Genomic DNA, 20684 nt, shown 5'->3' with positions numbered 1-20684 from the left:
ATGGCGATGCCAGAACATCTTATCCGGCCTACCAGAGATATCTTCCGGTAGGCCGGTGGAGCGATTACTGTACGCGCGCCAGCGCCACCGCCTGACCTAACTGCCAGACTGCCATCGCGTAATGCGTGCTGTGGTTATAGCGGGTAATCGTGTAGAAGTTCGGCAGTCCGTACCAGTACTGATAACCCGTGCCAATATCCAGGCGCAGCAGGCTGGCCTGCTGATGATTCCCCAACGACTGCTGCGGCGTCAGACCCGCGGCAGCAAGCTGAGAAATGCTGTACTGGGTTTTAAAGCCGTTCGCAAGCCCAGGTGCCTGACCATTTGCCGGAACCGCGACCGTATCGCCTTTCACCCAGCCGTGGCCCTTGAAGTAGTTCGCCACACTACCGATGGCATCAACCGGATCCCACAGGTTAATGTGTCCATCGCCATTGAAATCAACGGCATATTGTTTATAGGAAGACGGCATAAACTGGCCGTATCCCATTGCCCCCGCGAAAGAACCTTTCAAATCGAGCGGATCGTCGCTTTCATCTCGCGCCATCAGCAGGAAGGTTTCCAGTTCACCAGAGAAGTATTCCGCACGACGAGGATAGTTAAACGACAGCGTCGCCAGCGCATCCAGAATCCGCGTTTTACCCATCACGCGGCCCCAGCGAGTCTCTACACCAATAATACCGACAATAATTTCCGGCGGAACTCCGTAGACCTGCCACGCACGGTTCAACGCATCTTCATATTGATTCCAGAAAGCCACGCCGTTTTGCACGTTGTCAGGTGTGATGAACTGTTTGCGATAGCGCAGCCATGCGCCGTTAGGTCCGGCAGGCGGTTGAGTCGTCGGTGCCTGGCGGTCCATCAAACGCAATACCGAGTCCAGACGCTTGGCCTGCGACAGGATCTCCTGCAGCTGCTGGCGGTCAAAGCCGTGCTTGTTCACCATTTTCTCAATGAACTGTTGCGCGTTCGGATTATTGGCAAAATCGCCGCCCGTTTGCATGACGTTGTGCTGTGGCTCAAGCAGGAAGCCGCCGGATGGAGCACCCGTAGTCGTTTGAGTCTCTGAAGGTTTAGGTTTGCTGCTACAGGCAGCGAGCAGTACGAAAAGGGGGAGTAACGCTACATAACGACGCTTGAACATGAGACATCCATTAAACAAATTCAGCCTGGGAGAAGTATGGTAAAGCATCCTCCGCCATACAAGGAAGCGGTAGTCGCTCTTCTTCACAGAATTTACATCCCCTTTCATCTCTGACCATCACATTTGCGAGCTTTCACGCAAAAACTTTCAAATTAAAATATTTATCTTTTATTTTGAGATCAAAATAACACTTTTATATCTTTCAATCTGATTAAAATCAGCCACCGTTTGGCAAGATAACTAAAAATCCCTACAGGAGAGAATAATGATCGACACCATCACACTCGGTGCTGAGTGGTTTATCGGGCTGTTCCAGAAAGGCGGAGAAGTGTTTACCGGCATGGTGACCGGTATTCTGCCACTGCTGATCAGTCTGCTGGTCATCATGAATGCGCTGATTAACTTTATCGGTCAGCAGCGTATTGAACGTTTTGCCCAGCGTTGCGCCGGAAACCCGCTATCCCGCTATTTGCTACTGCCGTGCATCGGCACATTTGTATTTTGTAACCCAATGACGCTGAGTCTGGGTCGCTTTATGCCAGAAAAATACAAGCCCAGTTACTACGCCGCCGCGTCTTACAGTTGCCATTCCATGAACGGCTTATTCCCGCACATTAACCCCGGCGAACTGTTTGTCTATCTGGGGATCGCCAGCGGACTGACCACGCTGGGGCTTCCGCTTGGCCCACTGGCGGTGAGCTATTTGCTGGTCGGTCTGGTGACCAACTTCTTCCGTGGCTGGGTGACCGATTTCACCACCACTATCTTCGAGAAAAAAATGGGCATTCAACTTGAGCAGAAGGTACATCTGGCGGGAGCAACATCATGACACGTATTCGTATTGAAAAAGGCACCGGCGGCTGGGGTGGCCCGCTTGAACTGGATGCCGTTCCGGGCAAGAAAATTGTCTATATCACCGCAGGAACTCGCCCCGCGATCGTCGACAGGATAGCAAACCTGACCGGCTGGCAGGCCGTTGATGGCTTCAAAGAGGGCGAGCCGCCGGAGAGCGAAATTGGTGTGGCGATCATCGACTGCGGCGGCACGCTGCGCTGTGGGATCTACCCTAAACGCCGTATACCGACGGTGAATATTCACGCTACGGGTAAATCCGGCCCACTGGCTCAGTATATTGTCGAAGATATCTATGTCTCTGGCGTAAAAGAAGAAAACATTACCGTTGTCGGCGAAGCGTCCGCCACGCCAACGCCCGCAAGCAGCAGCATGGGACGCGATTACGACACCAGCAAGAAAATTACCGAGCAAAGTGATGGTCTGTTGGCAAAAGTCGGAATGGGCATGGGTTCAGCCGTTGCGGTTCTGTTCCAGGCCGGGCGCGACACTATTGATACCGTCCTGAAAACTATTTTGCCATTTATGGCGTTCGTCTCAGCACTGATCGGCATCATTATGGCTTCGGGTCTGGGAGACTGGATCGCCCATGGACTCGCACCACTGGCCAGCCATCCGCTGGGACTGGTCACGCTGGCACTGATCTGCTCTTTCCCACTGCTTTCGCCTTTCCTCGGCCCCGGTGCGGTCATCGCCCAGGTTATCGGAGTGCTGATCGGTGTACAGATTGGTTTGGGGAATATTCCCCCACATCTGGCGCTACCTGCCCTGTTCGCCATTAACGCCCAGGCCGCATGTGACTTTATTCCTGTCGGGTTGTCGCTGGCCGAAGCGCGTCAGGACACGGTCCGCGTCGGCGTGCCATCCGTTCTGGTGAGCCGCTTTCTGACCGGCGCGCCAACTGTTCTCATCGCCTGGTTTGTTTCCGGCTTTATTTACCAATAAGAGGCACTCAAAAATGACCGTGATTTATCAAACCACCATCACCCGTATCGGCCAGAGCGCCCCGGATGCATTGTGCGACCAGATGCTGATTACCTTTCGTGAAGGCGCGCCCGCGGATATCGAGGAGTTTTGCTTCATCCATTGCCACGGCGAGCTGAACGGTTCGTTGCAAGCTGGGATCCAGTTTGAACTAGGCCAGCATCACTACCCGGTCACCGCCGTTGGCAGCGTGGCGGAACAAAACTTACGTGAACTCGGGCATATCACTCTGCGCTTTGACGGACTGAGTGAAGCGGAATTCCCCGGTACCGTACACGTTGCAGGTCCCGTACCGGACGGTATCGCGCCGGGCTGTATTTTGAAGTTTGTTGCTTAAGATTGAAGGAGATAAAGATGAATCAGGTTGCCGTTGTCATTGGTGGAGGCCAGACCCTTGGGGCATTCCTTTGCCGTGGGCTTGCGACAGAAGGATACCGCGTCGCGGTGGTGGATATTCAAAGCGATAAAGCCGCCAACGTGGCGCAGGAAATTAACGCCGAGTTTGGCGAAGGCACCGCCTACGGTTTTGGCGCAGATGCCACCAGCGAACAGAGCGTGCTGGCGCTGTCGCGCGGAGTGGATGAAATATTCGGTCGCGTTGATCTGCTGGTTTACAGCGCGGGTATCGCTAAAGCCGCGTTTATCAGCGACTTTCAGCTTGGGGATTTCGACCGCTCGCTGCAGGTCAATCTGGTTGGCTACTTCCTCTGTGCACGTGAATTCTCACGCCTGATGATCCGCGATAGCGTGCAGGGACGCATTATCCAGATCAACTCCAAATCAGGGAAAGTGGGCAGCAAACACAATTCAGGCTACAGCGCGGCAAAATTTGGCGGCGTTGGCTTAACCCAGTCACTGGCGCTGGATCTGGCGGAATACGGGATCACCGTGCATTCACTGATGCTCGGCAATCTGTTGAAATCACCGATGTTCCAGTCGTTATTACCACAATATGCAACCAAACTTGGCCTTAAGCCAGATGAAGTTGAGCAGTACTACATTGATAAGGTTCCGCTTAAGCGCGGCTGCGATTATCAGGACGTGCTAAACATGCTGCTGTTTTACGCCAGTCCGAAAGCCTCTTACTGTACCGGGCAGTCCATCAACGTCACCGGCGGTCAGGTGATGTTTTAATGTTGAATTGCCGGATGGCGTCTGCGCTTATCCGGCAAAATCAAAGGAGTACAAAATGGTTTCCGCACTGATTACCGTCGCCGCTATCGCCTGGTGTCTACAACTGGCGCTTGGTGGCTGGCAAATATCCCGCTTTAACCGGGCGTTTGATAGGCTTTGCCAACAGGGTCGGGTTGGTGTTGGTCGCTCCGGTGGGCGTTTTAAACCGCGCGTGGTAGTCGCCATCGCGCTAAATGAGCAGCAGCGGGTGACCGACACGTTATTTATGAAAGGTCTTACGGTATTCGCCAGACCCGGCAAAATTGCCACGATAACCGGCAAACATCTTGATGATTTACAGCCTGATGTGATCTTTCCCCATGATCCGTTAGCGCAGAATGCACTATCATTGGCGCTTAAACTGAAACATGGGTAATTTCGTTGTGAATGCTAATAGCTTGCGAAATTATCATTTTGCAAATTTAAGTCAGGGTAATCACGCCTATGAAACCTCGTCAGCGTCAGGCTGCCATATTGGAGCACCTGCAAAAGCAGGGAAAATGCTCGGTTGAAGAACTGGCCCACTACTTTGACACGACTGGCACGACCATTCGCAAAGACCTGGTCATTCTGGAGAACGCCGGAACCGTCATTCGTACCTATGGCGGCGTGGTATTAAATAAAGACGAATCAGATCCGCCAATCGATCACAAAACGCTAATTAATACGCATAAAAAAGAGCAGATTGCCGAAGCTGCCGTCCGTTTTATACACGATGGCGACTCTATTATTCTGGATGCGGGTAGCACCGTACTGCAGATGGTGCCGATGCTCACACGCTTTAGCAACATCACCGTCATGACCAACAGTCTGCACATTGTTAACGCCCTTTCGGAGCTGGACAACGAGCAAACCATCCTGATGCCGGGCGGGACCTTTCGCAAAAAATCTGCGTCATTTCACGGTCAGCTGGCAGAAAACGCCTTTGAGCAGTTCAGCTTTGATAAACTCTTCATGGGCACCGACGGCATTGACCTCAATGCCGGCGTGACCACTTTTAATGAGGTGTTTAGCGTCAGTAAAGCGATGTGTAATGCCGCTCGCGAAGTGATTCTGATGGCTGACTCGTCAAAATTTGGGCGCAAAAGCCCTAATGTTGTATGCAGTCTGGAAAGCGTCGACAAGCTGATTACAGATGCGGGTATCGACCCTGCATTTCGTCAGGCGCTGGAAGCAAAAGGGATTGAAGTGATCATAACCGGAGAAACCAATGAGTGATGCACTACTGAATGCGGGCCGTCAGACGTTAATGCTGGAACTACAGGAAGCCAGCCGTTTGCCTGAGCGACTGGGCGATGATTTTGTCCGCGCCGCCAATACTATCATCCACTGTGAAGGCAAAGTCATTGTCTCCGGTATTGGTAAATCAGGTCATATTGGCAAAAAAATTGCGGCGACCCTCGCCAGTACCGGCACGCCTGCCTTTTTTGTGCATCCGGCGGAAGCGCTGCACGGTGACTTAGGGATGATCGAAAGCCGTGATGTCATGCTGTTTATCTCCTACTCCGGCGGTGCGAAAGAGCTGGATCTCATCATTCCGCGCCTGGAAGACAAATCCGTCGCCCTGCTGGCAATGACCGGAAAACCGACCTCACCGTTAGGCCTGGCCGCCAAAGCCGTGCTGGATATTTCCGTTGAGCGCGAAGCCTGTCCGATGCGCCTGGCACCGACGTCCAGTACCGTAAATACGTTGATGATGGGCGATGCGCTGGCAATCGCCGTAATGCAGGCGCGCGGCTTTAACGAGGAAGATTTTGCCCGCTCGCATCCGGCAGGTGCGCTGGGCGCTCGTCTGTTAAATAAAGTGCATCATCTGATGCGCCGTGACGATGCCATCCCGCAGGTGACACTTACCACCAGCGTCATGGACGCGATGCTGGAGCTAAGCCGCACGGGTCTTGGCCTGGTCGCGGTCTGCGACGACCAGTCACTGGTGAAAGGGGTCTTTACCGACGGCGACCTGCGCCGCTGGCTGGTTGGCGGCGGAGCGCTCACCACTCAGGTTAGCGAAGCAATGACCCAGAATGGCATTACGCTGCAGGCGCAGAGCCGCGCGATTGACGCCAAAGAGATCCTGATGAAGCGCAAAATCACTGCCGCCCCGGTGGTCGATGAAAACGGTAAACTCACCGGTGCTATCAACCTACAGGATTTCTATCAGGCCGGTATTATCTAATCCTTCAACCCCAGACGCTTCGCCAGCCGGTGCAGGTTGGCGACGTCTGTTTCCAGCGCCCGCGCACTTGCCGCCCAACTATGGTTATTTTGTGCCAGCGCCCGGCGGATCATCTCCCGCTGGAACGACTCTGTTGCTTCACGCAGGTTGTGATGCTGTGGGATCTCCGCAACAACTTCCGCCGCCGGTGTTACTGGCGCTTCATCCTGCAGGGCAAAATGCTGCGTCTCCAGCACCACTTCATCCCCTGCTCTGGTCGCCCTTGCCAGAACCACCGCGCGGTGAATGGCATGTTCCAGCTCGCGCACATTCCCGGGCCAGGCGTAGCTCAACAGATGACTACGCGCGCCAGGACTTAACACCACGCGGGAAAGTCCCAGCCGCAGCCGACACTGTTCGCAAAAATAACCCGCCAGCAAAACCACATCTTCACCGCGCTCACGCAGAGGCGGTACCGAAAGGGGAAAGACGCTCAGCCGGTGGAACAAATCCGCACGGAAATTCCCAGCCAACACCTCTTCGCGTAAATCACGGTTCGTCGCCGCCAGCACTCGCACATCCACGCGCAAGCTGCGATCGTCACCTACGCGCTGAATATCACCGTACTGCAATACGCGCAGCAGCTTAGCCTGTAGCGCCAGCGAGAGTTCGCCTATCTCGTCGAGAAATAGCGTCCCATTGTCGGCCATTTCAAACTTACCGCTACGATTGCTGATAGCCCCGGTAAACGCGCCTTTTACGTGACCAAACAGTTCACTTTCGGCAACGCTTTCCGGCAACGCCGCGCAGTTCAGATACACCAGTGGATTCACCGCGCGCGGTGAACCTTCATGGATAGCTTTAGCCACCAGCTCCTTCCCGGTCCCTGTTTCGCCGCTAATCAGCACGTTGAGATCGGACCCCGCCACAATCTCAATCTCTTTTTTCAACTGCATCATATTGGGCGACAGGCCAATCATCTGGGTTTCCGTCACCTGCTCGAAAGCCGTCGACGAACCTGGCAGCATATTCTGGCTTTCCAGCTGTTCAATCAGCAACGCATTGCTCAATGCGCCAGCCGCCAGCGCGGCAATCAGCCTAAGCTCCTCATCGCTGAAAACATCGAACTGATCGGGCTCCATGCCATCCAGGGTTAACGCACCAATCAAATTTTGACCGGCGAACAACGGCAGCCCAATACAGGCATGCACCTTCAGACTCTCCTGCCCCGGAATCAGACCATCATACGGGTCTGGCAAATCGCTGTCGGCAGGGAAACGAACCACGTCCCCGGCGCGGGCAATCGCCTCCAGACGCGGATGCCCTTCCAGAGTAAAGCGTCTGCCGAGAACATCCTGCGCCAGCCCATCGATCGCCAGCGGAATAAACTGTCGCGACTCGTAGCGCAGCAGTGCCGACGCGTCGCACTCCAGCACCTGACGCAAGGTGGTTATCAGTCGTTGAAAACGGTCCTGATGCCCAATACCGCTTTGTAATTCAATGGCGATGCCCGCCAGCACGTCTACGGAAAAGCTCATGGCTACCTCATTGTCATTTTGACAATTCATATTGTCATATTGACAATAAAACATATAGTCATTTTGACTACCACCTTATAGGTGGTAAAACAACTAATCCTTTAAAATCAAACAAATAAAAAGTTGGCACGCAACCTGCAATTAGCAAAACATCTTTTTTGAAAAACGCTGAATTAATTGAGGTTGTTATGTCTATTCTGGTTAAAAATAACATTCATTGGGTTGGCCAACGTGACTGGGAAGTGCGTGATTTCCACGGAACTGAATACAAAACGCTGCGCGGCAGCAGCTACAACAGCTATCTCATCCGTGAAGAAAAAAATGTTCTGATTGATACAGTAGACCACAAGTTTAGTCGTGAATTCGTGCAGAACCTGCGCAGTGAAATTGACCTCGCGGATATCGACTACATCATCATTAACCACGCTGAAGAAGACCATGCCGGGGCGCTGACCGAGCTGATGTCCTGCATCCCGGACACGCCGATTTACTGCACCGCCAACGCCATTGACTCTATCAACGGGCACCACCATCACCCGGAATGGAACTTTAACGTAGTGAAAACCGGTGATTCGCTGGACATTGGTAACGGCAAGCAGCTGATCTTCGTTGAAACGCCGATGCTGCACTGGCCGGACAGTATGATGACCTACATGACCGGCGATGCGGTGCTGTTCAGTAACGACGCCTTCGGTCAGCACTACTGCGACGAACGTCTGTTTAACGACGAAGTTGACCAGACTGAACTGTTCGAACAGTGCCAGCGTTACTACGCCAACATCCTGACGCCATTCAGCCGTCTGGTTACACCGAAAATTACTGAGATCCTCGGCTTCAACCTGCCGGTCGATATGATTGCCACTTCCCATGGCGTGGTATGGCGCGACAACCCGACACAAATCGTTGAGCTGTACCTGAAATGGGCGGCGGATTATCAGGAAGACCGCATCACTATTTTCTACGACACCATGTCCAACAACACCCGCATGATGGCGGACGCGATTGCCCAGGGCATCAACGAAGTCGACCCGAATGTAGCGGTAAAAATCTTTAACGTCGCCCGTAGCGACAAAAACGAAGTTTTGACCAACGTCTTCCGCTCTAAAGGCGTGCTGGTCGGGACTTCCACAATGAACAACGTGATGATGCCGAAAATTGCCGGTCTGGTGGAAGAGATGACTGGCCTGCGTTTTCGTAACAAGCGTGCCAGCGCCTTTGGTTCACACGGCTGGAGCGGCGGTGCAGTAGACCGTTTGTCCACGCGTTTGCAGGATGCAGGTTTCGAGATGTCACTGAGCCTGAAAGCGAAATGGCGTCCGGACCTGGATGCACTGGAACTGTGCCGCCAGCACGGCCGTGAAATCGCGCGTCAGTGGGCGCTGGCTCCATTGCCGGAAACAACCGTGAAAGCCGTCGCCCAGGAAGAAGCCTGTGCATGTGCCGCTGCGGCTGCCGCCGATCTTGGTCCAAGCATGCAGTGCAGCGTGTGCCAGTGGATTTACGATCCGGCGAAAGGCGAACCGTTGCAGGACGTTGCTCCGGGTACGCCATGGAGCGAAGTTCCGGACAACTTCCTGTGCCCGGAATGCTCACTAGGTAAAGACGTCTTCGACGTACTGGCAACGGAGGCAAAATGAGTCACGGCATTGTCATCATTGGTTCGGGCTTCGCCGCCCGCCAGTTAGTCAAAAATATCCGTAAGCAGGATGTGAATGTTCCGCTGACCTTGATTGCCGCGGACAGCATGGATGAGTACAACAAGCCCGATCTCAGCCATGTTATCAGTCAGTCGCAGCGTGCAGACGACCTCACCCGCCAGTCGGCGGGGGAGTTTGCCGAACAGTTTAATTTGCGCCTGTTCCCACATACCTGGGTAACCGACATCAACGCCGATGCCCACGTAGTGAAAAGTCAGGACAAGCAGTGGCAGTACGACAAGCTGGTGCTGGCGACGGGCGCTTCAGCCTTTGTACCGCCGGTTACCGGACGTGAGTTAATGCTCACGTTGAACAGCCAACAAGAGTATCGCGCTTGTGAAACGCAGCTGCGTGACGCCCAGCGGGTGCTGATTGTCGGCGGCGGCTTGATTGGTAGTGAACTGGCGATGGATTTTTGTCGTGCCGGTAAAGCGGTAACGCTTATCGACAACGCCGCCAGCATTCTGGCTTCGCTGATGCCGCCGGAAGTCAGCAGTCGCTTACAGCATCGTCTGACCGATATGGGCGTACACCTGCTGCTGAAATCACAGCTTCAGAGTCTGGAGAAAACCAGCACCGGTATTCGCGCCACGCTCGATCGTAGCCGCAACGTAGAAGTCGATGCGGTGATTGCCGCCACCGGCCTGCGCCCGGAAACCGCACTGGCGCGTCGCGCCGGATTGAACATCAATCGTGGCGTCTGCGTCGACAGCTACCTGCAAACCAGCCACCCGGACATTTATGCTCTCGGCGACTGTGCAGAGATTAACGGTCAGGTGCTCCCGTTCCTGCAGCCGATTCAGCTGAGCGCCATGTATCTGGCGAAAAACCTGCTCGGCGGCAATGCGCCATTGAAACTGCCAGCCATGCTGGTAAAAGTCAAAACGCCAGAACTGCCTTTACATTTGGCCGGGGAAACCCAGCGCCGCGATCTGAACTGGCACATCACCGCCGAAGCACAGGGAATGGTCGCCAGAGGGATGAACGATGAAGGCCAGCTGTGTGCGTTTGTCGTCAGTGAAGACCGCATGAAAGAGGCCTTTGCGCTGCTGAAAACGTTGCCCGTGTAAGTCTGTGATGCCGGATGGCGCCGCTTCGCGTCTTATCCGGCCTACGACTTTGCCCGGCAACGGTGCTACTGATTTATTAACCTCACGCACATGGATGTGCGTTGCCACTTGTCGGTATGCCCCGACATGTTTTTCTTGCCCCGCCAGTCCCGGGGCTTTTTTTATTTTTGCATCAACACCCGCGCCGCGGCAATCACGCCCTGCCCCAATGACAACCCGCCGTCGCCCGCCGGTAAACGCTGCGGGAACAGTAAGGTAAAATCACGCAGATAAATCGCCAGCCGGGATGACAGCAAGCGGTTATGCATCACGCCACCACTGAATACTAACGTTTTAATTCCGCGCGCTTCGGCCTGCTCACGCATCAGCGTGGCAAAACCACACGCCAGCGCGTCGTGAAACGCCCACGCTCTTTCTGCAGGGGCGGTCTGCCAGGCCAGCCATTGCTGCCAAAAAATTGCTAAGTCCAGTTGATTGCCATTAAGCGGCACCGTAACAGGGTGATCAACACCTGCACACTGCGATGCCAGCGCCTCCAGCGCACAGGCCGCCTCACCTTCATAACTCAACGATTCCGGCGCACAATGCAACGCGGCGGCAACCGCATCAAACAGTCGTCCGCACGACGATGCCAGCGGGGCATTGATTCCCCGCTCGATGGCGCGCGCCAGTACGTTCCAGTTTTGATGCTGTAGCCCCGATGTTTCTGGGTAACGCTGCCAGTCAGGAACAAAACGCAGGCACTGCGCGAGCAGATTGCGCCATGGCTGTTTTGCCGCTAAATCGCCGCCCGCCAGCGCTACCGCCGGTAAGCCGCCAAGGTGTTCGCATTCACGATAGTTGACCCGCAGACATTCGCCGCCCCACAGCTCGCCATTTTCCCCCATGCCGATACCGTCCAGCGTCAGAGCAATCACATCGCCGCCATCGAGCGGCCAGCCGTGCTCGGCAAGACATGCAGCGGCATGAGCATGGTGATGCAATACCGTTTCGGTTGGCAGATTCATTTCGCTGGCCCACTGGCTGGAAACATAGCCAGGGTGGGCATCATGCACAATACGCTGTGGCGTAAAATCATAAATATTCTGGATCAGGCGTAGCGCATCACGCCACTGCTGCTGAATGCCGTCATCGCTGAGATCGCCTAAATGCTGGCTGATAACCGCCTGTTCGCCACGCACCAGGCAGAAGGTATTTTTCAGATCCGCGCCTAAGCACAGCATCGGTGGCACGTCGCGAAATCCTGGCGGCAGCGCGACCGCATCCGGCACGTAACCCCGGGAACGACGCAGCATTTCCCCGCTATCACGCACCACGGAGTCATCCATCCGCTGCACAATTTCGCGGTTATGCAGCAGGAAACCATCAGCAATCGCACTTAAATCTTCCAGCGCCTGGGCGTTGGTAATGGCCGGAGGCCTGCCGCTGAGGTTGCCGGAGGTCATCACCAGTGGACAATTCATCTCTTGTAAGAGCAAATGCTGCAACGGATTCGCGGGCAGCATAACTCCAACCTCCGTTAACCCTGGCGCAATGCCCTCGCTCAATGCAGCGACATAACGTTTCTGCACCAGCACGATCGGCGCAGCAGGTGTAGTCAGCAAACGACGAGCAGGTTCGGGCAGTCCGTCATCACCTGGCAGCATTACCGCCAGCGGTTTCGCCGGACGGTGTTTACGCAGCCTGAGCAGCGCGACGGCGTCATCATTGCGCGCATCGCACACCAGATGAAACCCACCAATGCCTTTAACCGCCACAATACCGCCGGCTTTCAGTCGCGATACCGCCGCCTGCAGCGCCTCTTCTTTCTCCGCCCGCTCATCCGTGCTGAACCACTCAAGATGAGGGCCGCACGCCGGACAGGCAACGGGCTGGGCATGGAAGCGACGATCATACGGGTCACGATACTCTTTGTCGCATTGCGCACAGAGTGGGAACGACGCCATCACGGTGAACGGGCGGTCATAGGGCATGGCGCGGATAATCGTAAAGCGTGGACCACAGTGGGTGCAGTTGATAAAGGGGTATCGGTAGCGACGTTCGCCGGGGGTGTTCATTTCAACAAGGCATTCGGGACAGGTCGCGGCATCCGGAACGATTTGCGTATTCATCGTACCGCCAGTACTTTGACGAATCGAGAAATCAGCAGGCTGCTGCGTCCAGGCGAATGCTTCGCTCTCAACGCTGTCAATGCGCGCCAGCGGTGGGCAGTGTTGATGTAACTGCGCAATAAATACCGCCGGATCTTCCTGTAAGCGCACAACCACACCGTCACCGTCGTTACACACATCGCCATGCAGTTGTAACCGCTGCGCCAGTTGCCAGACGTAGGGGCGAAATCCGACGCCCTGTACTTTGCCGCGAATACGCAACTGTACGCCGGAGTGGTTGTTTATTGTCATTAGATTATTCCCGCAGTCATCAATCCCGGTTAGCCTGATGGCGCGATACTTATCAGGCCTACGGGGATGCGAACAGTAGGCCGGATAAGGCGAAGCCGCCATCCGGCATAAGTACTACCGTATTTTACGCGGATTTTCAGATATCAGAACAGCAAAGATGCGGTGGAATCCAGCGCCGCGCGACGGCGTTTTTCCGCGCTAAGTTGCTCAAGCTTATTGCGATCTACATAAATCAGCGCGTGAGTCGGGCACACTTCCATACAGGCAGGACCGGCCTCGCGATGGTGGCACAGGTCGCACTTATTGGCTTCAGCTTTTTCTGCACGGACGTTCAGACCCGCGCCGCTGTTACGCACAACCGGACGCACGACCACTTCCATTGCGCCGTAAGGACAAGCCACAACGCAAGTTTTACAGCCAATGCAGCGTTCCTGCATTACGTGAACAAAACCTTTATCACGGCTGATCGCACCGTTCGGGCAGACGTTAGCGCACGGCGCGTCTTCACACTGGCGGCACAGCGTCGCCGTGGAGACATTAACGCCTTTGATGACGTGAATGCGGGGTAAAAAAGTTTCAGGGGTCAGCGATGCGCAGTCCTGGTTATCCTGATGGGATACCACGCAGGCCACTTCACAGGTACGGCAACCAATGCATTTATTGGCGTCTGCAATGATGAAACGGTTCATCAATTTCTCCAGCAATGACAGAATATCTGCCGAAGCATTCACAAATCGTGCCAGAATTTAATTTGCTGTTATTAAAGGAATTTTATTTTGAAGAACGCAAGAAGGGCGTGTCATCGTCACTAGTGACGATGACAAATGACAGCCGTCAGCGCGAAGCGGGCGGCGCAACTGAGTCGCGCTGGATGAGTTCACCGGTGAAGGTCTTTGGCGGCCTAAACGCCCCGTCACCCAACATAAAGATCAGACGCCCAATCGTTTCCTGAATCATTTCTGTTACCGGAATTTTAACGCTGGAAAGCGCCGGAATAGTGTATGGCGCGAGGGCGATATCATCAAAGCCAATCACCGACACCTGTGCGGGAACGCTCACGCCTTGCTCGTGCAACTGCTTCATCGCGCCGATCGCCATATCGTCATTACTGGCCACCAGCGCGGTAAAATTGACATTGCGCGAAAGCAAAGTATCCACACCCGCTGCGCCGCAGGCTGGCGTCCATTTCCCTTTAACAATCAGATCATTATTTAGCGCGATACCATGATGTGCCAGCGCGTCTTTATAGCCTGAAAGTCGCTCCAAGCCTGTTGGAGAATCCATCGAGCCGGTAATAAAACCAATCTCTTTATGCCCAGCGGCAATGAGCTGAGTAACGGCGTTAAAGCTGGTCTGCTTTTGATCACACCATACGCTGTGGCTACTGTTTTTCCGCAGGCGTCGATTAAGCACCATAATCGGCTGGCTGTGGGCATCGATGATATCGTCTATCTCATCCACGCTGAGAAAACGCGGATAAATCATAATCGCGTCACAGCGCAGGTCGAGCAGGTACTGGATCGCCTGGCGCTCTTCCTCAGCGCTATGCTTACCGTCAGCCAACAACAACTGGCGTCCTTTATCTTCCGCCATCCGCGCGGTATGAAACAGCAGCTCGCTGAAATAGACGCCGTGATAAAGGGTATTTGTTACCACCAGGCCCAGCGTCTGCGTGGTTTTCGCCGCCAGACTGCGCGCCAGCAAGTTTGGGCGGTAACCACTCTCTTCAATGGCCTGAAACACGCGGTCTTTGGTCTCCTGGCTGACGTAGCCGTTCCCGGAAAGCACCCGGGAAACTGTCGCTTTCGACACCCCGGCACGCTTCGCCACCTCCAGCATCGTGGTCATATTACTCATCCCTATTCTCTCAATGTGACGCAGTGTACTGCACCGTTTCGCCGCTGTCCTTGCTGCTAAATCGCAGACGCTGACATCTGGTGATCGTAGTCACAATTACAAAAAATGATCAAAATTAAATCTTGCTCATTACTTATATTTTAAACATGATTTTGTGGAACCGGTTTCCTATCTGCGTTTCATAACCCAGAAAAGCGACCCAACGTAAACGGATAAAACATAACGTACCCTACTGATAAAACAGGATTAAATCCGATGTCCAAGAATTATGCAGCGCTGGCGCGCTCCGTTGTGACGGCTCTGGGAGGCGTCGACAACATCACAGCAGTGACCCACTGTATGACCCGTTTGCGTTTCGTTATCAAAGATGACTCGCAGGTCGACAGCGCGACGCTGAAGACGCTTTCTGGCGTACTTGGCGTGGTGCGTAGCGATAACCAGTGCCAGGTGATCATCGGCAACACCGTTTCGCAGGCGTATCGCGAAGTGGTCAGCCTGTTGCCTGCCAATATGCAGCCTGCTGAGCCGCAAACCAAACCCCGACTGACGCTGAAGCGGATTGGCGCGGGGATCCTCGACGCGCTGATCGGCACCATGTCGCCGTTGATCCCGGCAATTATCGGCGGATCAATGCTCAAACTGCTGGCAATGATCCTCGAAATGACCGGCGTGCTGGAGAAAGGATCGTCCACGCTCACCATTCTGACCGTTATCGGTGACGGCGCATTTTTCTTCCTGCCGCTGATGGTCGCCGCGTCGGCCGCTATCAAATTCAAAACCAACATGTCGCTGGCAATCGCCATCGCGGGCGTACTGGTGCATCCCAGCTTCATCGATCTGATGGCGAAGGCTGCGCAGGGTGAGCACGTTGAGTTTGCCCTAATCCCGGTGACAGCAGTGAAATACACCTACACGGTGATCCCGGCGCTGGTGATGACCTGGTGCCTGTCATACATCGAACGTTGGGTCGATCGCATCACTCCTGCGGTAACCAAAAACTTCCTTAAACCAATGCTAATCGTGCTGATCGCCGCGCCGCTCGCCATCGTCATCATTGGCCCGATCGGTATCTGGATCGGTAGCGCAATTTCAGCGCTGGTCTATACCATTCACGGCTATCTCGGCTGGCTGTCGGTGGCCATTATGGGCGCACTGTGGCCGCTGCTGGTAATGACCGGTATGCACCGTGTCTTTACGCCAACCATTATTCAGACCATTGCCGAAACCGGAAAAGAAGGCATGGTGATGCCGTCAGAAATCGGCGCCAACTTGTCGTTAGGTGGTTCATCGCTGGCAGTAGCATGGAAAACCAAAAACCCGGAACTGCGTCAGACGGCGTTAGCGGCAGCCGCCTCCGCCATCATGGCGGGGATTTCCGAACCTGCGCTGTATGGCGTAGCGATCCGCCTGAAACGACCACTGATTGCGAGTCTTATCAGCGGTTTTATCTGCGGTGCCGTTGCCGGAATGGCCGGACTTGCAAGCCACTCCATGGCAGCTCCTGGCCTGTTCACCAGCGTCCAGTTTTTCGATCCGGCCAATCCGATGACTATCGTTTGGGTATTTGGCGTGATGGCGCTGGCGGTAGTGCTTTCCTTTGTATTAACGCTGATTCTCGGCTTTGAAGATATCCCTGTCGAAGATGCAGCCGCGCAGGCAAGAAAAAACCAGGCCGCACAACCGGGCAATATCAATGGAGCCAGCATTTGACTGGTATGAACTGAGGTTAATTATGTCTGTTTTTCCGCAAGGATTTTTATGGGGCGGCGCACTGGCCGCCAACCAGTCTGAAGGGGCATACCGGGAAGGCGGCAAAGGACTGACTACCGTCGATATGATCCCCCACGGCACACATCGGATGCCCGTCAAGCTGGGTCAGGAAAAGCGCTTTGCGCTGCGGGATAACGAATTTTATCCTAGCCATCAGGCGATCGACTTTTATCATCGCTATAAAGAAGATATCGCGCTGATGGCAGAAATGGGTTTTACGGTATTTCGTACTTCCATTGCCTGGAGCCGTCTCTACCCTAACGGCGATGAGCTGACGCCGAATAAAGAGGGCATCGCGTTTTACCAGAGCGTGTTTGCCGAGTGTAAAAAATACGGTATTGAGCCATTAGTCACGCTGTGTCACTTCGATGTGCCAATGCATCTGGTCACCGAGTACGGCTCCTGGCGTAACCGCAAAATGGTTGAGTTCTTTACCCGCTACGCCCGTACCTGCTTCGAGGCCTTTGACGGTCTGGTGAAGTACTGGCTGACGTTCAACGAAATCAACATTATGCTGCACAGCCCCTTTTCAGGCGCCGGGCTGGTATTTGAAGAGGGTGAAAATCAGGATCAGGTGAAATATCAGTCCGCTCACCACGAACTGATAGCCAGTGCCCTGGCGACTAAAATAGCCCATGAAATTAATCCGCAAAACCAGGTCGGTTGTATGCTGGCTGGCGGTAATTTTTATCCTTATTCCTGTAAACCAGAAGATGTGTGGACCGCGCTGGAAAAAGACCGCGAAAACCTGTTCTTTATTGATGTGCAGGCGCGCGGGGCCTACCCGGCTTATTCTGCCCGCGTGTTTCGCGAAAAAGGCGTGGTCATAGAAAAAGCCCCAGAAGATGACGACATCCTGAAAAACACCGTTGATTTCGTCTCGTTCAGCTATTACGCATCGCGCTGCGCCTCGGCGAAAATGAACACCGGCAATACCAGCGCCGCCAACGTGGTGAAGTCGCTGCGTAATCCGTATATTGCGGCCAGCGAATGGGGCTGGGGCATCGATCCGCTTGGTCTGCGCATCACCATGAATATGATGTATGACCGCTACCAGAAACCGCTATTTCTGGTGGAAAACGGGCTGGGAGCGAAGGATGAAATCGATGCCAATGGTGAGATCAATGACGACTATCGCATTAGCTATTTACGCGAACATATTCGCGCCATGGCAGACGCGATTGAAGATGGCGTGCCCCTGATGGGTTACACCACCTGGGGCTGTATCGATCTGGTTTCTGCCTCAACCGGTGAGATGAGCAAACGCTACGGTTTTGTGTATGTGGACCGCGATGACGCGGGCAACGGCACGCTGGAGCGCACCCGTAAGAAATCATTCTGGTGGTACAAAAAAGTAATCGCCAGCAACGGCGCCGATCTGGCATAACAGATCTGCCGGAGGGGGTTACAGTCTTCCGGCAGAATTACATATTTTCATTTCATTTATTACATTCCAGATGTGGAATCGTCCTTCCAGTTTCAGGTTTGCCCTCATCCTTTTTTACTGGCATTTTATTCAGTAGTTTTTAATCCTGGCCGTTCACCACAAGGAAGCGTGCATGTTTGATAAAAAGGGTAAATCAGCAGAGGTAATCACCAAACCGGTACGTCGCTTGAAAGTCAGCTATGTCAGAAAACGCCATGAAGATCCAAAAACGGGTTACACGCGACGAATCAGTCGGCACGCCTCGCTCACGCTGAACGGCGACTGGCTGGAACAAGCTGGATTTCCGACCGGTACGGCAGTGAATGTATCAGTGATGCAGGGGAAATTAATTATTGAGCAGGCAATTGAATGACGAGGATACACTGGGAAAACAGGCCGGATGTCGTTCACATCCGGCACTGATACAGTTTACTCTTCTGGCGCTTCCAGCTCGGAGAATCCACCGTGTCCTTCCCAACCGGCTAATCGCTGATAGACGGTATCAACAGCATCTTTGATCGGCTGTGTCATCGGGTAGTAAAAACCGACGATGTCCGGTTGAATGCCGAGGAAAATCACCTCACCAACGTCGTCTTTCAGCTGATCGACCAGGTAATTCAGCGGCATGTTATGGGTGGTCATCATGAACATCTCGGCAATGTCATCGGGATCGATAATGCGGATTTCACCTGGGTTCAGCCCCATATCGGTAGCATCAACAATCAACAAACGTTGCGGACGCAGTTCACGGATGGCGACAATATCGTTCTCCGGCGCGCTACCGCCGTCGATGACAACCCAGTTGCCTTGAGGATTTGCAGCACACATTTCAGCCAGCAGCGGGCCCGCGCCGTCATCGCCCATCATGCTGTTACCCACACATAATAAAACGTCAGTCACGGTGTCTCCTCACCATCAGATAGATGGCGCTTTCCTGGTGTATGTCGTGCAGCATGCTAAGCATCAGCTTGCTCCACTCCTGCTGCTGCGGGGTCTGTACGGCACGCGCATCATCGAACGCGCGTGCCAGCATTTGCACATGGTTGAAATCGATAACGATCTCGCCGTATTTCGGCACGCCTTCCATTTTCCGGCGGGCTTCGCTTCCCTCAGCAAGGGTAGCAATCCATGCCAGATATTCGTCCCATGGACAAGTTAACGCCGCTTCCAGGCAATCGATGATCCCAAGGTGGTGACCAATCGCCAGGCTGTAATAGACAACCTGCTGCGCCTCAGCGGGCGTCGCATCGTTCTCATCAATAAACTTACGGCTCAGTTGACTGAACACCACCGTTTCACTCATCGGATACGCGCCTCTTCGACAACATGGTTAAGATGCGTGACGATCTCGGTCAGACGCGGATCGTTTTCCGCCTCCAGCCAGCGCGCCACCTGATGCTCGCCCTGCCCTAACTGCGTCATATAGTCATCAGCAATCTGGCGGCCATAGCGGTATCCCGCCAGACGGCGAGCCTCGCGATCCACCTTCACTCGCAGCGGCTGAACCATATCCGGATGCAGAATTTCGGCGGGCTGTTCGTCCAGTTCACCCGGCGCACGCGCGTGAATTTTTTGTTCCAGCAGACCCAACGCCATGGCAAAACCATACAGCGTGGCTGCAGGCGTTGGCGGGCAGCCAGGGATATACACATCCACCGGTACGATTTTGTCCGTGCCGCCCCAGACGCAGTATAAGTCGTGGAAAATACCGCCGCTGTTACCGCAAGCACCGTAAGAGATACAAATTTTCGGGTCTGGCGCAGACTGCCAGGCGCGTAGCGCCGGAGAGCGCATGGCACGGGTTACCGCGCCGGTAAACAGCAGGATATCCGCATGGCGCGGGGACGGTACCACTTTGATACCAAAACGTTCGGCGTCAAACAGCGGAGAAAGCGTGGCGAAGATTTCGATTTCGCAACCGTTGCAGCCGCCGCAGTCCACACGGTAAACGTACGCTGAACGCTTGATGCTTTTTAGCAGCGACGCTTTCATGCTGGCAATGGATTCATCCACCGTCATCGGTACCGGAATACCGTTGGCGTCACGTGGGCCTAATAAATTGCTCATCAGCTGGCCTCTTTCATATGGCGAGTCAGTTCAATACGGTCAGACGGCACCAGGCATTTCTGGCGCTTACAGTCCGGGCAGGTCTCAAAGCTTTCACGGTGGTTTTCCGCGCGACTATCACCGTTGTGCTTAAGTAGCGCAATGGCGTAATCAATCTCTTTTTGTACCGCAAACGGACGGTTACACACGCGGCAATTACACAGCGCAAAGCGGGACTGCTGCAGGAAATCCTCTTTCTTCCACACCGCCAGCTCATACTCCTGCGACAGCTTGATCGCCGCCGTCGGGCAAACTTCTTCGCAGCGGGCGCAGAAGATGCAGCGACCGAGGTTGAATTGCCACGCCAGTTCATTGGTGACCAGATCGGTTTCGACCGTCAGCGCGTTCGACGGGCACGCATTTACACAGGCCGCGCAGCCAATACACTGCTGCGGGTTATGTTCCGGTTTGCCACGGAAGTTTTTATCGACCGCGATCGGCTCCAGCGGATACGACGATGTCGGTGCCCCAGTTTTGATGACTTTTTTGATAAAGGTAAACATGGCGATT

The 20684-nt window shown here is 54.3% G+C and carries 21 protein-coding genes; 12 read left to right on the top strand and 9 right to left on the bottom strand.

All coding sequences use genetic code 11. From position 1 onward, the window contains the following. Positions 1 to 64: 64 nt before the first annotated feature. Positions 65 to 1144 (bottom strand): lytic murein transglycosylase B, encoded by a 1080-nt coding sequence (mltB, locus tag GUC46_RS05165; RefSeq protein ID WP_003037336.1) that lies wholly within the window; start codon positions 1142 to 1144, stop codon positions 65 to 67. Between the two features lie 265 nt (positions 1145 to 1409). On the opposite strand from mltB, the gene srlA reads away from it, so the two are divergent. The 7 genes from srlA to gutQ all read left to right on the top strand — a co-directional run bounded on the left by srlA (position 1410) and on the right by gutQ (position 6329). Continuing rightward, on the top strand, positions 1410 to 1973 hold the full coding sequence (srlA, locus tag GUC46_RS05160) for a PTS glucitol/sorbitol transporter subunit IIC (RefSeq protein WP_003037339.1): 564 nt from the start codon (positions 1410 to 1412) through the stop codon (positions 1971 to 1973). Beyond that, on the top strand, positions 1970 to 2941 hold the full coding sequence (locus tag GUC46_RS05155) for a PTS glucitol/sorbitol transporter subunit IIB (protein ID WP_048217212.1): 972 nt from the start codon (positions 1970 to 1972) through the stop codon (positions 2939 to 2941). The genes srlA and GUC46_RS05155 overlap by 4 nt, the downstream gene beginning before the upstream one ends. 13 nt (positions 2942 to 2954) lie before the next feature. After that, positions 2955 to 3317: a PTS glucitol/sorbitol transporter subunit IIA gene (srlB, locus tag GUC46_RS05150; protein WP_003846051.1), complete on the top strand. Its 363-nt coding sequence runs from the start codon at positions 2955 to 2957 to the stop codon at positions 3315 to 3317. Positions 3318 to 3334: 17 nt separating this feature from the next. Beyond that, the gene (srlD, locus tag GUC46_RS05145) at positions 3335 to 4114 is read left to right on the top strand and encodes a sorbitol-6-phosphate dehydrogenase (protein WP_003846054.1); all 780 of its coding nucleotides are present in this window, start codon (positions 3335 to 3337) and stop codon (positions 4112 to 4114) included. 55 nt (positions 4115 to 4169) lie between these two features. Continuing rightward, complete coding sequence (gene gutM / locus GUC46_RS05140) at positions 4170 to 4529, top strand: transcriptional regulator GutM (protein ID WP_003037348.1); 360 nt, start codon at positions 4170 to 4172, stop codon at positions 4527 to 4529. A 68-nt stretch (positions 4530 to 4597) separates the two neighbouring features. After that, complete coding sequence (locus GUC46_RS05135; protein WP_003037350.1) at positions 4598 to 5371, top strand: DNA-binding transcriptional repressor; 774 nt, start codon at positions 4598 to 4600, stop codon at positions 5369 to 5371. Then, positions 5364 to 6329 carry an arabinose-5-phosphate isomerase GutQ gene (gutQ, locus tag GUC46_RS05130; RefSeq protein ID WP_003037353.1) on the top strand — a complete coding sequence of 322 codons (966 nt, stop codon included), beginning with the start codon at positions 5364 to 5366 and terminating at the stop codon, positions 6327 to 6329. The genes GUC46_RS05135 and gutQ overlap by 8 nt, the downstream gene beginning before the upstream one ends. On the opposite strand, the gene norR is transcribed toward gutQ, so the two are convergent. Further along, entirely contained in the window at positions 6326 to 7846 is a 1521-nt protein-coding gene (gene norR, locus GUC46_RS05125; protein ID WP_048217211.1) for a nitric oxide reductase transcriptional regulator NorR, read from the bottom strand. The two genes, gutQ and norR, sit on opposite strands and share 4 nt — an antisense overlap. Positions 7847 to 8034: 188 nt before the next feature. Here norR and norV point away from each other — a divergent pair, with 188 nt between their 5' ends. Both norV and norW read left to right on the top strand, forming a co-directional pair. Continuing rightward, positions 8035 to 9483 (top strand): anaerobic nitric oxide reductase flavorubredoxin, encoded by a 1449-nt coding sequence (gene norV / locus GUC46_RS05120; RefSeq protein WP_044699694.1) that lies wholly within the window; start codon positions 8035 to 8037, stop codon positions 9481 to 9483. Beyond that, complete coding sequence (gene norW / locus GUC46_RS05115; RefSeq protein WP_048217210.1) at positions 9480 to 10613, top strand: NADH:flavorubredoxin reductase NorW; 1134 nt, start codon at positions 9480 to 9482, stop codon at positions 10611 to 10613. The genes norV and norW overlap by 4 nt, the downstream gene beginning before the upstream one ends. Before the next feature lie 161 nt (positions 10614 to 10774). Here the strand turns inward: norW and hypF are convergent, their stop codons facing one another. From hypF to GUC46_RS05100, 3 genes are all read right to left on the bottom strand, one after another. Then, entirely contained in the window at positions 10775 to 13015 is a 2241-nt protein-coding gene (hypF, locus tag GUC46_RS05110) for a carbamoyltransferase HypF (RefSeq protein WP_130715427.1), read from the bottom strand. A 143-nt stretch (positions 13016 to 13158) separates the two neighbouring features. Continuing rightward, positions 13159 to 13704, bottom strand: coding sequence for an electron transport protein HydN (gene hydN, locus GUC46_RS05105; protein ID WP_003037366.1), 546 nt, complete (start codon positions 13702 to 13704; stop codon positions 13159 to 13161). Between the two features lie 145 nt (positions 13705 to 13849). Then, positions 13850 to 14863: a LacI family DNA-binding transcriptional regulator gene (locus GUC46_RS05100; protein ID WP_044713496.1), complete on the bottom strand. Its 1014-nt coding sequence runs from the start codon at positions 14861 to 14863 to the stop codon at positions 13850 to 13852. A gap of 264 nt (positions 14864 to 15127) precedes the next feature. Between GUC46_RS05100 and ascF the strand changes: the two genes are divergently transcribed. The 3 genes from ascF to GUC46_RS05085 all read left to right on the top strand — a co-directional run bounded on the left by ascF (position 15128) and on the right by GUC46_RS05085 (position 18441). Then, positions 15128 to 16582 carry a PTS cellobiose/arbutin/salicin transporter subunit IIBC gene (ascF, locus tag GUC46_RS05095; protein ID WP_003037374.1) on the top strand — a complete coding sequence of 485 codons (1455 nt, stop codon included), beginning with the start codon at positions 15128 to 15130 and terminating at the stop codon, positions 16580 to 16582. Positions 16583 to 16604: 22 nt separating this feature from the next. Then, positions 16605 to 18029 carry a 6-phospho-beta-glucosidase gene (locus GUC46_RS05090; protein ID WP_160179870.1) on the top strand — a complete coding sequence of 475 codons (1425 nt, stop codon included), beginning with the start codon at positions 16605 to 16607 and terminating at the stop codon, positions 18027 to 18029. A 172-nt stretch (positions 18030 to 18201) separates the two neighbouring features. Further along, complete coding sequence (locus GUC46_RS05085; RefSeq protein WP_003037379.1) at positions 18202 to 18441, top strand: SymE family type I addiction module toxin; 240 nt, start codon at positions 18202 to 18204, stop codon at positions 18439 to 18441. A gap of 56 nt (positions 18442 to 18497) precedes the next feature. On the opposite strand, the gene hycI is transcribed toward GUC46_RS05085, so the two are convergent. Genes hycI through hycF form a run of 4 tightly spaced genes read right to left on the bottom strand, consistent with a single transcriptional unit; the run spans position 18498 to position 20677 of the window. Then, positions 18498 to 18968 carry a hydrogenase maturation peptidase HycI gene (hycI, locus tag GUC46_RS05080; RefSeq protein WP_003037382.1) on the bottom strand — a complete coding sequence of 157 codons (471 nt, stop codon included), beginning with the start codon at positions 18966 to 18968 and terminating at the stop codon, positions 18498 to 18500. Next, positions 18961 to 19371: a formate hydrogenlyase maturation HycH family protein gene (locus GUC46_RS05075; protein WP_003037385.1), complete on the bottom strand. Its 411-nt coding sequence runs from the start codon at positions 19369 to 19371 to the stop codon at positions 18961 to 18963. Before GUC46_RS05075 ends, hycI begins: the two co-directional genes overlap by 8 nt. Further along, complete coding sequence (hycG, locus tag GUC46_RS05070; protein WP_003037388.1) at positions 19368 to 20135, bottom strand: formate hydrogenlyase subunit HycG; 768 nt, start codon at positions 20133 to 20135, stop codon at positions 19368 to 19370. Before hycG ends, GUC46_RS05075 begins: the two co-directional genes overlap by 4 nt. Continuing rightward, a complete protein-coding gene (hycF, locus tag GUC46_RS05065) occupies positions 20135 to 20677 on the bottom strand; it encodes a formate hydrogenlyase subunit HycF (RefSeq protein ID WP_003846595.1) in 543 nt (180 codons plus the stop codon). Before hycF ends, hycG begins: the two co-directional genes overlap by 1 nt. Positions 20678 to 20684: the final 7 nt, after the last annotated feature.

The sequence above is a fragment of the Citrobacter sp. LUTT5 genome (assembly GCF_009905315.1).
Taxonomy (GTDB): domain Bacteria; phylum Pseudomonadota; class Gammaproteobacteria; order Enterobacterales; family Enterobacteriaceae; genus Citrobacter; species Citrobacter freundii.
The sequence above is the reverse complement of the archived record's forward strand: the minus strand, read 5'-3'. Positions and strand labels throughout refer to the sequence as shown.